Source organism: Mesorhizobium argentiipisi (SeqCode), from assembly GCF_037179585.1.
GTDB lineage: Bacteria > Pseudomonadota > Alphaproteobacteria > Rhizobiales > Rhizobiaceae > Mesorhizobium > Mesorhizobium argentiipisi.
The window spans coordinates 503406-517501 of the sequence record NZ_JAPYKO010000003.1; the positions used below are offsets into that span (position 1 = coordinate 503406).

Annotated in this window: 12 protein-coding genes; 7 read left to right on the forward strand and 5 right to left on the reverse strand. The window is 61.1% G+C overall.

What is annotated here, in order from left to right; genetic code table 11:
- The first annotated feature begins 325 nt into the window (after positions 1 to 325).
- Complete coding sequence (locus tag O7A05_RS07775; protein ID WP_337092377.1) at positions 326 to 1990, forward strand: MFS transporter; 1665 nt, start codon at positions 326 to 328, stop codon at positions 1988 to 1990.
- Positions 1991 to 2059: 69 nt separating this feature from the next.
- Here O7A05_RS07775 and O7A05_RS07780 read toward each other — a convergent pair whose 3' ends face one another.
- The gene (locus tag O7A05_RS07780; RefSeq protein WP_337092378.1) at positions 2060 to 2362 is read right to left on the reverse strand and encodes a DUF982 domain-containing protein; all 303 of its coding nucleotides are present in this window, start codon (positions 2360 to 2362) and stop codon (positions 2060 to 2062) included.
- Positions 2363 to 2620: 258 nt separating this feature from the next.
- Entirely contained in the window at positions 2621 to 2866 is a 246-nt protein-coding gene (locus tag O7A05_RS07785) for a DUF982 domain-containing protein (RefSeq protein WP_337092379.1), read from the reverse strand.
- Positions 2867 to 3886: 1020 nt separating this feature from the next.
- Between O7A05_RS07785 and O7A05_RS07790 the strand changes: the two genes are divergently transcribed.
- Positions 3887 to 4849, forward strand: a complete 963-nt coding sequence (locus tag O7A05_RS07790; RefSeq protein WP_337092381.1) for an NUDIX hydrolase — start codon at positions 3887 to 3889, stop codon at positions 4847 to 4849.
- Between the two features lie 216 nt (positions 4850 to 5065).
- On the opposite strand, the gene panC is transcribed toward O7A05_RS07790, so the two are convergent.
- Positions 5066 to 5947, reverse strand: a complete 882-nt coding sequence (gene panC / locus O7A05_RS07795; RefSeq protein WP_337092382.1) for a pantoate--beta-alanine ligase — start codon at positions 5945 to 5947, stop codon at positions 5066 to 5068.
- Positions 5944 to 6789, reverse strand: a complete 846-nt coding sequence (gene panB, locus O7A05_RS07800; RefSeq protein WP_337092383.1) for a 3-methyl-2-oxobutanoate hydroxymethyltransferase — start codon at positions 6787 to 6789, stop codon at positions 5944 to 5946. The genes panC and panB overlap by 4 nt, the downstream gene beginning before the upstream one ends.
- 563 nt (positions 6790 to 7352) lie before the next feature.
- Here panB and O7A05_RS07805 point away from each other — a divergent pair.
- Entirely contained in the window at positions 7353 to 9236 is a 1884-nt protein-coding gene (locus O7A05_RS07805) for a putative bifunctional diguanylate cyclase/phosphodiesterase (protein ID WP_337092384.1), read from the forward strand.
- Here the strand turns inward: O7A05_RS07805 and O7A05_RS07810 are convergent.
- A complete protein-coding gene (locus O7A05_RS07810; RefSeq protein ID WP_337092385.1) occupies positions 9204 to 9437 on the reverse strand; it encodes a hypothetical protein in 234 nt (77 codons plus the stop codon). The two genes, O7A05_RS07805 and O7A05_RS07810, sit on opposite strands and share 33 nt — an antisense overlap.
- Positions 9438 to 9670: 233 nt before the next feature.
- On the opposite strand from O7A05_RS07810, the gene O7A05_RS07815 reads away from it, so the two are divergent.
- The 4 genes from O7A05_RS07815 to nadC all read left to right on the forward strand — a co-directional run bounded on the left by O7A05_RS07815 (position 9671) and on the right by nadC (position 14091).
- Complete coding sequence (locus O7A05_RS07815) at positions 9671 to 10630, forward strand: NUDIX hydrolase (protein ID WP_337092386.1); 960 nt, start codon at positions 9671 to 9673, stop codon at positions 10628 to 10630.
- Between the two features lie 64 nt (positions 10631 to 10694).
- Positions 10695 to 11669 carry a quinolinate synthase NadA gene (gene nadA / locus O7A05_RS07820; protein ID WP_337092387.1) on the forward strand — a complete coding sequence of 325 codons (975 nt, stop codon included), beginning with the start codon at positions 10695 to 10697 and terminating at the stop codon, positions 11667 to 11669.
- Positions 11666 to 13210: an L-aspartate oxidase gene (locus O7A05_RS07825; RefSeq protein WP_337092388.1), complete on the forward strand. Its 1545-nt coding sequence runs from the start codon at positions 11666 to 11668 to the stop codon at positions 13208 to 13210. Before nadA ends, O7A05_RS07825 begins: the two co-directional genes overlap by 4 nt.
- Positions 13210 to 14091: a carboxylating nicotinate-nucleotide diphosphorylase gene (gene nadC, locus O7A05_RS07830; RefSeq protein ID WP_337092389.1), complete on the forward strand. Its 882-nt coding sequence runs from the start codon at positions 13210 to 13212 to the stop codon at positions 14089 to 14091. Before O7A05_RS07825 ends, nadC begins: the two co-directional genes overlap by 1 nt.
- Positions 14092 to 14096: the final 5 nt, after the last annotated feature.

Sequence of the window (14096 nt, forward strand, 5' to 3'; positions counted from 1 at the left end):
CGCACGTGGCGGCAAACGAAGCTCCGGTCCCTATCGTGCTGATACGACGGATTTTAGCCACAGCCGCGCGGAGCCGGGCAAAATCGGCTATACAAGACCATCAGCGTCGAGCGCTTACTAAGCCAGCAGATCGCCGCCACTTTTGCAGGACTTGATCGGACCATTCCTCCACAAGAAATATTCGTTTCGACCACGAGAGCGGTTCGAGCGAAAACCTCTTGCGCACTGGGGGAGGAAATGTACCTCATCCGGCTCATGGGCGACGGCAATTGCGTGGCGGAATCGCGGGTCGACAGGACCAGTAACGGTCGAAGGTTCGGACAAGATGAACAAGCCGGCGTGCGCAGATGCCGATCTAGTACCGCCAACAACGTTTGCGCCGCTCAAAAATCAGACATTTAGATCGATTTGGCTGGTGACGCAGGTTTCCAGCCTCGGCTGGCTGATGCAGACTGTTGCCATCAGTTGGCTGATGGCAACGATCTCAAAGTCCGATCTGACGGTGGCGCTGGTGCAAGCGTCAACGACGCTGCCCGCGTTTTTTCTGTCTGCCTTTGCCGGCGCCATCGCCGACAATTTCAGCCGCCGCAAAGTCATGTTCGCTGGCTGGTGTGTGATAGCGCTGGCATCAGCGATGCTGGCTAGTCTCATGGCACTGGGACTTGTCGACCCTTGGATCGTCCTGGCATTGAGCTTTTTAGCGGGATGCGGCGTGGCGTTCACCGACCCGGCTTGGCATGCCTCGGTCGGCGATGTTCTTCGCAAACGGGATGTCCCGGCTGCCGTGACGCTCATATCGGTCGGATATAACGCTGTACGTAGTATCGGCCCGGCGCTCGGCGGTTTCGTCGTCGCGTCGTTTGGACCTCTAACCGCCTTCGCCCTGGCGACGCTGAGCTATCTAGCCCTGCTGTGGACAATACAGCGCTGCACCTGGAAGGTCCCCTCCTCACCTCTCCCGCGTGAGTCGATGTCGACGGCCATCCATGACGGGGTGCGCTTTACGGCGATGTCTTCAGAAATCAAAGCGGCAATCGCACGCGGTGCCCTTTTTGGCCTGGGTAGCATTGCGATGCTGGCGTTGCTGCCTGTGGTTGCTCGCGATCAGTTGAGCGCAGGGCCAATCGCGTATGGCATCCTTATGGCCGGCTTTGGCACCGGAGCCTTCGCCGCCGGCCTTTGCAACAACGTCTTGCGGCGAACGCTGTCTCAGGAGCGGCTGATCACGCTCGCTTGCATAGCCTGCGCGGCGTGCTCACTCTCTCTTGCTCTGGCCCCTTCGCTTGAAGTGGCCACTGTGGCACTCGCCCTCGGCGGCGCGGGTTGGGTTGTCACTTGGACTGGACTTGACGTCAGCGTGCAATTGTCGAGCCCGCGGTGGGTCGTAGGCCGGACCCTGTCGATCTATTATGCCTTTTCGTCGGGCGGCATCGCAGCCGGCAGTTGGCTGTGGGGCACGGTTGCTCAGAGTTATTCCCTGAGCTGGGCACTTGAAAGCGCCGCTGGAGCTCTCGTGCTGGTCGCTGCAATCGGGTTCCTGTTGCCTATCCGCGAATGGCGAGAATCAGACCAAGATTCCAGGGGATTCGATGCGCCGGCTGTCGCACTCGATTTGAAGCCGAGAAGCGGCCCGATCGTCGTCAAGATCGACTATCTGATACCGGAGAAAAATATTGAGGCTTTCTTGGAGCAGATGCGCGAACGGCGGCGGGTGCAAAGTCGGGTCGGTGCTCGGAACTGGACCCTGCAGCGTGACCTTCAAGAACCTTGCCGGTGGACGGAAACGTATCGCACTCCCACCTGGACGGACTACCTGCGTCTGAATCATCGACTCACCACCGCGGATAGGGAACTGGACGCGCGTCTGGTCGAATTGAATTCCAGCGGGCTTGCCCCTCAAACCAAGCTTTCAATCGAGCGACCTACGGGCCCGGCTCGCAGACGCCATCAACCGCCCCCTTTTTCTCCCGCCCCTGAGCGGTTCATGTGACGCAACAAGGCCATTTAAGGTGGGCAGCCAGGAGCGGGTCACATGGCGCTCGAACGCAGCCGAATGAGCCTAGACCTGTACCTTTCCGCCGCCCGATTTGCAGGCGGCGATCCACTTCGTCGCGGACGTTGGATCTACTAGTATGCCTGCACGCTTCGAAAAGCCGAGAAAGGCATTGCGAGCGGCGCTTACAGGTTTGCGCGCGTCATGTGCATCATAGCATGCGCGAAGAGCGGTTTCGTGGATCAGGTCTCTGCGATCTCCCGGCCACTCATCGAGAAATTCGATTGCGTCCGCAAGGCTGGCAATCTCTTGCACAATGTATGTGGCACGCTTCACGAAAATGGAGCTGCTGAAACATTCAGCGTTCATTCTTTCCTCCCAACTGCTGTACGATTATTTTGTGGAGGGGCCGGCACCTCGACGCCCGAGATCATCGCAGGCTATTCTGTCCGGGTGATGACGGCTCGGCAGAAAGGGTCGGGATAAACCCGGCTCTCTATCGGGCGACGGCAGCGACGTCGAACTGCAGTGCCTTGGTTGTGGCGCCGCCGGCATTCGCTGAATGTGGCTTGTTGATTCGGCCTACGGTGCAGGCAGGCAGATGGTGTGACTGAGCCCTGGTAGCCCTCAATCGCAACGCAGAATTTGTGCTTCGAGCGCGGCGGCCACGAAAGCACGCCGCGCGACAGCTGCATGAGCCTCGCCTCGCAAGACCTGCAGACAGGCATCCATCGCAGCCTTTCGTTTCTCGGTCTTGCGGCTGAAATCCCGCAGCAAGATTGCGGCGACTTCATTGACATCGAACACGATTCGCTCTGCGCCATGCCGGCCAAGCTGAATGACAATTGGCCTCTCAAATCTCGACCCGGTCATCTCACCCTCCTCTGCCGGGCCATTCGGCAAAAAAGGCCTCGTTTGCAAGTTGCCTCGCAACGGGCACCGCTAGCGGCCCCACGATAGCGTCGCCGGCTATGCTGTCATCGACCATGCTCGCCCGTGCCCTCCAGAGTTGGTCCGCGGTGCGGAAGGCAGGGCATAGCCACGATCTCAGTTTGCCGCCTGTTTATCCATGCACCAGCGCCCTGTTGGTTGCAACGCTGCGGAGTGCCGCGCGGCGATTCAGCCCAAATCTATCGGTGGCGAGTTTTGAACCCGCTGCGGCTGCCAATTGCGCCGCGTCGACAGGCCTTTCTTGGCTTGGAATTAGTTCGTCGGCTGCAGCCACCGTGACGGAGGGTCTTCTGCCGAAGACAACGGTGCCTGATCGCAGGGTCATGGCTGTCCGGCGCCAGGCAATTCGGGTAGCAGCTTTTCAGCCAGACCGTCACATACAACAGTTGGGACCTGGCATTGGAAACGGCCGCGTCGGGCCCTGACCGGCGTTTGAAGGCGCCCCGCGGCCGGCCTCCCCTGATAGGGCGCATTTTATTTTGGAATGTCGGTCGTGCAGACGATTGCGAACTCCCACGACACACTGGTCATGGGAGTCGATCGAGGAGATCTGCGGCAGCTGAGGATTTCGCCGAAAATCATTTTGAGACAAGCCACATCTTTGGCGACAGCGACAAACACGCATGGCCCTCGGACAAGCCGCCGAGACAAGTGCATCGCGGAAAATAGGCAGAGTCTTCCGAGCTCGGCGTATGGAGGAGTTTCTTCGGGCAGCCTCGCGGTGGCGAAGCCGCTCGCGAGGGCGCCTCAGCAGCGCAGGAGCGAGCGGGCGCGAGAGCGGTGGAATCGGTGTCTGGCAGTCCCGGTTTGCTGGACCGAGCTGATTGGAGAACTGGTGGCACGGGCTGCGCTGTTGACGCGCCGACCGGCGTGGTACAGGCTCTATTAAATCGATTATAGACGGCTTCGTTCATCGCAGCTGTCTCCGCCAAAACAGGGATCATGAACGACCACGCAAAGGAAATCAGGAAAGGCAGACCGGTGGGCAACGCGAACGACATCACAGCGGACCTGATCGCTGTTGTTGTCGCTGTCAACGGCCATGAGCCTCGCGTTCTCACGATTGGCCGGGCAAACGCGCTGCCCTCAGGTCCGTTCGAACTCGGCCATCGTTCGCTTCAGTCGGGCCTAAGGTCATGGGTGGAAGAACAGACCGGGCAGCCCCTGGGCTATATCGAGCAGCTCTACACCTTCGCTGATCGCGACCGGGTCGGCACAGGGCAGCGTGCGATCTCCATCAGCTATCTCGCGCTCACTCGAGAAGAAGAGGCAATGCAGTCGGCCAGGCGCCGTTGGCAAAGATGGTATGATTATTTCCCCTGGGAGGACCACCGCTCCGGGGCTCCATCGATGCTGGCGAGGGTTTTGCGCCCGCGCCTGCTCAAGTGGGCCGACAGTGCTGGCGACAACGAGGCGCGCCGAGAACGCCGACAGCGGGCGGCGGTTGCCTTCGGCTTCGATGAGCGGCAATGGAATGAGGAACTGACGCTCCAGCGTTATGAGCTCCTTTACGAAGCAGACATGGTGGGAGAGGCGGCCGGCGGGCAGCCTTCGGCCGCACTGTCCTCGGCGGCAGGGGAATCGATGATCGCCGATCATCGTCGGATTCTGGCCACGGGAATCGCGCGGCTGCGCTCCAAAATCAAATACCGGCCCGTGGTCTTCGAACTTATGCCACCGGTCTTCAGTCTTCTACAGTTGCAGCGAACCGTGGAAGCCTTGGCGGGCAGGCTCCTCCACAAGCCGAACTTCCGTCGGCTGATCGAGCAGCAGGAGTTGGTCGAGCAAACCGGCGAAACCACCGCCGATACGGGCGGCCGACCGGCCAAGCTTTATCGCTTCCGCCATGGGGTTCTCGACGAGAGAGCTATTGCCGGGACAAAATTGCCGCTAACGCGGGCATGACAATCCCCTTATACTCCATTCAAGAATATGCACCTTATATTCATCTCGTTATAATCGGAGATGTCGATGACTACGGCGTTGCCATCGAGCGGATCCCTGTACGACGCAGGAGCGCACAGCCCGCGTCGAGGTCCGGGATGAGCACCGTCTTATCCGGTTCAGAAGCTTGGCGGGTCTACGATGAAATGGACGCCGGCGAGCACGATCGCATCAGCCTCAGGCAGCAGCTTGGTGCACCGCTTCAGAAGGTGGCAACGCCACCTGGAGATTGTCGATTAGTCGTGTTTGGCCGAGCCAGGCAGCGACGAGTAGCCGCGCTGGCCGATCCAATCTGATGATCGAGGCAAGGTCACTATCCGCGCGCAGATCGAGGTACTCGACCTTCGAGAAGCCGGCTTCGATGATCGCCTCTCGACCGTCGGTCAGCGCACGATCTACGGATTGTCCGGAATTCAGCTGCTTGGCGGTTTGGCCCAGGATTTCTGCAAGTCGAGGCGCAATGTCGCGCTCGGTCAAGGACAGTCGCGCATTGCGCGACGACATTGCCAAGCCGTCTGCTTCGCGCACCGTCGGCCCAGCGACAATCTCGACCGCGATATCGAGGTCACGGACGAGCCGGCGCACGACCTGCAGCTGCTGAAAGTCCTTCTCGCCGAAAAACGCCAGATCGGCCCCCGTCTGCAGAAGAAGTTTCGTGACCACCGTGGCCACGCCATCGAAGTGGCCGGGCCGAAACGTGCCGCAAAGCCCCTCGCTCACAACGCTGACCGAAACTGTGGTCGCGAAGCCTTGCGGATACATGTCGGCTGCATCGGGAGCATAAAGGATATGGGCGCCGACTGAGGCGAGCTTGGCGGCGTCATCGTGTTCCGTGCGCGGATAGGCGGCCAGATCATCGGCATTGTTGAATTGTTTCGGGTTGACGAACAGCGTCACGATCACCCGATCAGCCTTGGCCTGCGCGGCTTGCACGAGGCTAAGATGACCCTCATGCAGGGCGCCCATGGTTGGCACGACGGCGATCCTGAGGCCCTCGCGGCGCCAAGCGGCAACGATGCTGCGCAGTTCGGAGACGATCCGGACGATCGCGGTGCTCATGTGCCTTCTCCTCCACTTACTGTGCCCGACTCATCGCCAAAGACGTGATCGGCGGTCGGGAAGCGGCGCTCGCGTACATCATTTGCATATGCCATAATCGCCGCGTCGGCGGCATCCGCAAGCTCCGCATAGCGCTTGACAAACTTCGGCCGGAAGGTGCCGAACAGGCCCAGCATATCATCGACAACCAGGACCTGACCGTCGCAGGCCGGCGATGCGCCGATACCGATTGTGGGGATCGCAATTTCCTGTGTAATCAGCCGAGCAAGAGCTTCGGGTATCTTCTCGAGTACGACGGCGAATGCGCCAGCCTCGGCCACCGTCATCGCATCGCGCAGGATCCGTTCGGCATCCTCGCCTCGTCCCTGAATGTGATAACCGCCAAAAGCATTGACCGCCTGCGGCGTCAGTCCGACGTGGCCCATCACGGGTATGCCGCGCGCGGTCAGAAACCGGATCGTCTCCGCGACGCTTTCGCCGCCTTCGAGCTTGACCGCCGCCGCCCCGGTTTCGGTCATAACCAGGGCTGCACTGCGGAACGCCTGCGCGGGGCTTTCCTCGTAGGATCCGAAAGGCATGTCCACCACCATCACGGCGCTTTGAAGCCCACGCCGGACCGCCTTGCCATGAAGGATCATCATTTCGAGCGTAACGCCAACAGTGGAGGGCATGCCGTGCAACACCATGCCGACACTGTCGCCGACCAGCACCACATCGCAATGCTCATCGACAAGCTTGGCGACGGGTGTCGTGTACGCCGTTAGGCAAACAAGTGGCGTCTTGCCCTTCCGCGCCGCAATGTCCGGCGGGGTCAATGCCCTTTGTCCTCCGGCTGCGCTCACCAAATTGCTCCTTCCCCGGCGTCAGGTACAAAAGGAAGCGTTTGCCACATTTTTGTGCAGCTGCGAAGAGGGAATTTGCAGCGCACAACGTTGCCAGCGACATTCATGGTCATTTCCAGTTTTGGCGGTGTTGAACTCAAATTCTGCGCCACCAGCCTTGCGCGCCGGATATCCCACGGGGTTGCCGGTTCGCCAGAAACATCGTCGCGCCGGAGAAGATGGGGTATCGGGGCCTGTGATCAGGAAGGTTGCCCGCCGTTGAACTGGCGCCGGACTCAGGACCGACAAACGGGACGGCTTGGCTGGAGTCTTGGTGCTTTCCCCATCAGCAACGTATTAGCAGTATCGCTCCAGCAGCCGGTGGCTGTTTAGTCGAGGGATTATACCGTACGCTGCTGAGATCCTTAACGTGATTTTTATCCCCCTCGCCTAACAACTAAGTCATTATGAGGCAGTACAAGCAGCCTGTTCCAGGACCTGCCCTTCAGGGCCAAAGCGAATCCGTGGAAGCTGGGATCCTCCGAGATCAGTTCCGTGATCTACGGACCGGGCTTTTCATTTCGATGCCCATCGGCACCGTCCTCTCGGCTCTGATCCTGGCTGTGCAGATGCTTTCAGGCGGTGGCCTTCTGGTGGTGTCGTGGTTTGCGGCGGTCCTCATGATAAACGGCATACGCATAGGACTTGCCCTGGCCCAGTCAGATATTCCCGATAGGGGGCCGAAGCCGGTTGGTGCCCGACTTTCTCTTTACGGGATGTTGGCCTTGGCGTCCGGCATGGCGTGGTCTTTTCTTGCCGTGCTGTCGGACGGATACAGCACTCCCCAAGCGCCGCTGTATCTGATCGTTCTTGCAGGCCTGTCAGCCGGTTCGGTCACCTATGGAGCATCATACGCGCCAGCTTCGATCAACTTCATGACGCTGCCGCTTTTGGTCGCCGCCGGATGCGTGTTGGCGAAAGGCGATATCGAGAATCACGTCCTGGCCTTTACGGTCTTGCTCTTTCTCGGTGGAATGATCAGAAGCTCGCTTCTCGGCCAAGCTCGCTTCCGAGAGACGAGCCGCCTCAAATACGAGGCGAGGGAGTTCGCCGTCGAGATGGAACGAAACTCCAGACGGGATCCACTGACGAATTTGCTCAACAGGTCGGGGCTCGAGCATGACATCTGTCAGCTAGCACTCGCCGACGGTCCGTTCGTGGCCATGCTGATCGACCTGGATGGATTCAAATCGGTCAACGACACCTATGGTCATAATGTTGGAGACGACCTGCTGGTCAGAGTTGCACGCAGGATAGAGAAGCGTGCGCCGCCAGAAGCAACAATTGCGCGCATCGGCGGAGACGAGTTCGTGCTGCTCTTTGCGGCCAGCAGATCCCTGCATGCGACGGATGAACTTGCATCCTCCATCATCGCGGCCATCGCGGATCCGGATCCGGAGTTGAATTCGGTGCGCGTCGGCGCCTCGATCGGCATCTACGTGTCCGAGAAACCGCAATTGACGGAAATGCTGCTGCGGGCGGATTTCGCGCTTTATGCTGCCAAGCGCAGAGGTAGGAACGAATACTATCTCTTCGACGCCGAACTCAACCACGGACTCGAGAGGAGGCACTGCATCGAACGCGATCTGCGCGGAGCTATAGAAGCAGGCACTCTTTGCTCTTGGTTCCAGCCCATCGTGCGACTGGACACCCATGCAACCGTCGGCTTCGAAGCGCTCCTGCGGTGGCAACACCCGATCCATGGGGCTGTTCCCCCACCTGAGATCGTCACCGCGGCGCGTGAAACCGGTCTGCTTTCCTTGCTGAGCGAGAGGGTATTCCTCAACTGCTGCTCCATGATTGAAGAGCTGGTAAAAGACGGGCGCCAGGATGTTCGGGTCGCGATGAACCTCTCTCCCCGCGAAATCGAAGCAGGCAACGTCGACGACATGATCCTGGACAGCTTGAGGAGAAAGAATGTCCCCGCCGCGATGCTTGAGATAGAGATCACGGAAGAAGCGCCAGTGGATCGCGACCGGGTTGACGAAAAGTTGGAACGCTTGGTGGATGCAGGCATTTCGATTGTGCTCGATGATTTCGGCACCGGCTTTTCGACCCTGGTTTCGCTGAAAGACCGTCGAATCCGCAAGATCAAGATCGACAAGGACTTCGTTCGCGATCTAGCCAAGTCCGTGGAAGATCAGGCTCTCGTCAAGGCTGTCATTGATCTCGGGCAAACGCTGGGAATAGAGGTCATGGCAGAGGGGGTCGAAACGGATGCGGATCGTCGCATCCTCCAGTCACTTGATTGCATGATCGGCCAGGGATTTCTCTTCTCGGCCGCGCTTCCCATGCCTGACGCGCTTGCCTTCGACGCAGGACATCCTGACGGTTCGACCGTCGCCAAAACCCTCTTTGATCTCGCAGGGGTCCCGTCATGCGGTACCAAAACCGGTAGCGCGGCTTAAGATTTCCGCGATCACACGGCGAGAACCGTAGCCGTGCGCGTTGAGATTAAACCTTATGTAGTTCCAAACTTCGTTGACGCCGACGAGCGCAGCCATGCCGGCTGCCCTGATCGTCGAAAGCAGAGGCGCGTCGGCCTGGGGCGTCGCGGCATCGGATCGGGATTCAGCTTCAGCGCGCGGGCCCACCGTATCGAGCTTCACGGGAGGTTCTCCAGATCGAGGAGACCACACCGTTGCGGTCCTTGTCCGTCTCATGGCCACGCTTCCCTTGCGTTACCCATCGCGCGTGTCGCGCATGGCATATTTTTGTTCAGGTGCGAAGAGCTAAAAAGGGCGAATAGTTGCGGTGTTGACGCACCGACGCCTCTGGTAGAAGCTGTTATTAAATCGATTATAAGCCGCTTAATTAGCGCGGCTCCAAAGAATCCGGGAATATGGGCGAGCAGCCAAAAGGGATCAGGAAAGGCAGAGCCGAACGCAAGGCCAGCGACGTCAAGGCTGATCTGACAGCGGTCGTCGTTGCAGTGAACAATCGCGACCCTTGCGTTCTCACCATTGGGCAGGAAGACGCGCTACCGTCGGGACCGTTCGAACTCGCTCATCGTTCGCTGCAGTCGGGCCTTCGCGTGTGGGTGGAACAACAGACCGGTCAGCCGCTGGGGTATGTCGAGCAGCTCTATACGTTCGCTGATCGCGATCGAATCGGCACCGAACGCGTGATCTCGATCACCTACCTGGCACTCACCCGGGAAGAGGTTGCGACCAGCTCGAGCAGGCGTCGCTGGGGAAGCTGGTACGACTATTTCCCGTGGGAGGACCACCGTTCCGGAACTCCACCGGTCATAGGGGATGTCTTGCGCCCGCGCCTGATCGAGTGGGCCGACGGTGCGGCCGACAGCGCGAGGCGTCTCGAGCGCCGACGACGGGCAGCGGTTGCCTTTGGTTTCGACGACCGGGCATGGAACGAAGAGCTGGCGCTGCAGCGCTATGAGTTGCTCTTCGAAGCGCGCATCGTGGAAGAGGCCACGCGCGATGGCCATTCGACCGCGCTCGCTTCGGTTCCAGGTCGCCCAATGGTCGCTGATCATCGCCGCATCCTGGCGACAGGCATTGCGCGCTTGCGCTCCAAGATCAAATACCGGCCAGTCGTGTTCGAGCTCATCCCGCCGGTTTTCACGCTGCTGCAACTGCAACGGACGGTGGAGGCCCTCGCAGGCAGGCTCATCAACAAGCCGAACTTCCGCCGGCTGATCGAGCAGCAAGAACTGGTGGAAGAGACTGGCGAAACGTCAGTCGATACAGGCGGTCGGCCGGCAAAACTGTATCGCTTCCGTCATGCCGTCCTCGATGAAACCCCAATGGCCGGGACAAAATTGCCGCTGGCGCGGGCTTGACAGGGTTATAGTCGGCGTAGATATATGCCGCTTATTTTCAGCCTGAGTACAAGCGGAGGCGCGGATGACTGGCGCGATACCCACGGCCGCGTCCCTCTATGAGCGCGTGCGGCGCGTGATCCCGCCGATACAATGGCCGGCCTTTGTCGACGACATCGACGCCATCCTGGCGCTCAAGCGCGAGCGCAACGCCGTCATCCTGGCCCACAACTACCAGACCCCCGAAATCTTCCTCTGCGTCGCCGACATCGTCGGCGACAGCCTGGCGCTCGCCCGCAAGGCAATGAGGGTCGAGGCTGATGTGATCGTGCTGGCCGGCGTGCATTTCATGGCGGAGACCGCCAAGCTTCTCAACCCAGACAAGACGGTGCTCATTCCGGATCTTGCCGCCGGCTGTTCGCTGGCCGATTCGATCACACCCGCCGACGTGCGGCTCCTGCGCCAGCGTTATCCCGGGGTGCCGGTCATCACCTACGTCAACACCTCCGCGTCCGTAAAGGCAGAGTCCGACATCTGCTGCACCTCCGGCAATGCACTGGCAGTGGTGAAGTCGCTCAGCGTGCCGCGCGTCATCATGCTGCCCGACGAATATCTGGCAATGAACATCTCAGCGCAAACCAAGGTCGAGATCATCGCCTGGACGGGACGCTGCGAAGTGCATGAACGCTTCACGGCGGCCGACATTCGCGAATTGCGCGAGGCGCATCCCGGCGTCACCGTGCTTGCCCATCCCGAATGTCCACCGGAAGTGGTCGCCGTAGCCGACTTCGCCGGCTCGACCGCGGCTATGTCCGACTACATCGGGCGGCAGAAGCCGGCGCGAGTTGTGCTGATGACGGAATGCTCGATGAGCGACAACGTCGCGGTGGAGCATCCTGAGGTGGAGTTCTTGCGCCCCTGCAATCTCTGTCCCCACATGAAGCGCATCACGCTCGCCAACATCCGGACCGCGCTCGAGGAGAACCGTCACATCGTCACGATCGATCCGCGTGTCGCCGAGCGGGCCCGCTGGGCTGTCGAGCGCATGCTCTTCATATGACGCCTGATATCCACGACATTCGCGGGGCGCCGGTCATTATCGGCGCGGGCATTGCGGGCCTGATGACGGCGCTGCATATGGCGCCGCAGCCGGTCATCCTTCTCTCCAGGACGCCGCTTGGAACGGATTCTTCGAGCACGCTGGCCCAGGGCGGGCTTGCAGCCAGCCTCGGCGAGGATGACAGCACGGCACTGCACCTTGCCGATACGCTTGCCGCCGGCGATGGGCTTTGCAATGAAGCAATAGCAAGGCGAGTGGTCGAGGCCCTACCCTCAGCCGTCGACCACCTTGTCCGTCTGGGTGCTCCCTTCGACCGTGACTTGGACGGGAAGCTGCGGCTTGGCCTGGAGGCGGCGCATTCACGACGCCGCATCGTGCACGCCTGCGGCGACACCACCGGCCGCGAGCTGTTCGGGGCGTTGCTCGCCGTGGCGCGGCGGACACATTCGATCACCCTGATGGAAGGCATGACAGCGCATCGCCTCGTCGTTGCCGAGGGCAGCATTGTCGGCGTGCTGGTTGTCCTGCACAACAGCGTCTTCGCATTGCCGACGCGCCGCGTGGTTCTGGCGACCGGCGGTATCGGCGGTCTGTTTTGCGACACAACCAACCCGCTTGCCTCGTTCGGACACGGGCTGGCGCTGGCCGCCTGTGCCGGCGCGGAGCTCGCCGACCTGGAATTCGTTCAATTCCATCCGACGGCGCTCGATAGGCCGCACCGGCCGATGCCGCTGGTCAGCGAAGCGGTGCGTGGCGAAGGCGCGGTGCTGGTCGATGAACATGGTCAGCGCTTCCTCGCCGACACGCCTGGTGCCGAGCTTGCATCACGCGATGTGGTGGCGCGGGCGATCTCCGATCAGTTCGCCGCCGGGCATCGTGTCTATCTCGATGCGCGGCAATGCCTCGGCCCGAGATTCGCAAAACGGTTCCCGGCGATCGATGCGGCTTGCAAGCAGGCCGGCATCGATCCGGCCGCGGAACCGATCCCCGTGCGTCCCGCGGCTCACTATCACATGGGCGGCGTCGCCGTCGACGCCGAGGGACGCAGTTCCGTCTCCGGCCTGTGGGCCTGCGGCGAGGTTGCATGCACCGGACTGCACGGCGCCAACCGGCTCGCCAGCAACTCGCTGGCCGAAGCGGTCGCAACAGCCGCCTGGGTGGCGCAAAGCGTCACCGGCACGTGCGCGGGCTGGCAGTGGCCCAGGCTTCCCGCAATGATGTCCGCGCGCGCGGACCCTTCGCCAGTACGCCAAGTGGTCTCCAATGCGCTCGGCATTGTCCGCAATGGCAAGGGGCTACGCGACGCGGTCGCGACCCTGCTGCCGATCGCAGTCAGCGAGAGGGCGGCGGCCGACCCGGCGCTGGTGGCGCTGTTGATTGCGATCGCAGCACTTCGGCGCGAGGAGAGCCGCGGCTCGCACTACCGATCCGATTTCCCAGGGCGCGATGCTGCCGCCCTCCCCTCGCGACTGACGCTGTGCACAGCCTTTGAGAAGGCCGTCGCGCTCAACTGGCAGAGATCCGAACGGAGCTCCTGGTAATGAATTCACTTGCACCACTTCCCCAGATCGTCATGGAACCGATCGTCCGCAATGCCCTTCTGGAAGATCTGGGCAGAGCCGGGGACCTAACGAGCGATGCGATCATCCCCGCCGATTGCAAGGCAACGTTTGCGCTGAATGCCCGGCAGGGTGGCGTTGTTGCCGGGCTCGATCTGGTCATGTTTGCCTTCCTTCTGGTCGATCCTGGGATCAGCATGCAGTTGCGCTGTCCCGAGGGCGGCAAGGTTTCGGCAGGCGAAACCATCGCGATCGTAAATGGGCCGGCGCGCAGTCTGCTGACAGCGGAGCGGACGGCGCTTAATTTTCTATGCAAGCTGAGCGGTATCGCAACGGCCACCGCCGCGCTTGTCCACGCGGTGCGCGGCCATAACGCAAAGATCGTGTGCACGCGAAAGACGACGCCGGGCTTGCGTGCGCTGGAAAAATACGCCGTGCGCGCCGGCGGCGGCGCCAATCACCGTTTCGCGCTCGACGACGCCGTGCTCATCAAGGACAACCATATCGGCCTTGCCGGCGACATTCGCACCGCCATCGAGCGGGCGCGTGGCGCGGTTGGCCACATGGTCAAGATCGAGGTCGAGGTCGACACGCTCGAACAGCTTGAGATGGCACTACAAGTCGGAGTCGACGCCGTGCTTCTCGACAACATGTCTGTCGAGAACCTCGCTCAGGCTGTGGCGATGGTCGGCGGTCGTGCGGTGACCGAGGCCTCCGGTCGCGTAACACGCGCGAGCGTCGCGGCCATCGCGGCAACCGGCGTCGATCTCATCTCGGTCGGCTGGCTCACCCACAGCGCCCCCATCCTCGACATCGGGCTCGACATGCCGGCCGACCGAAACTGCAACAGGCATTTGAACTGAGAGAG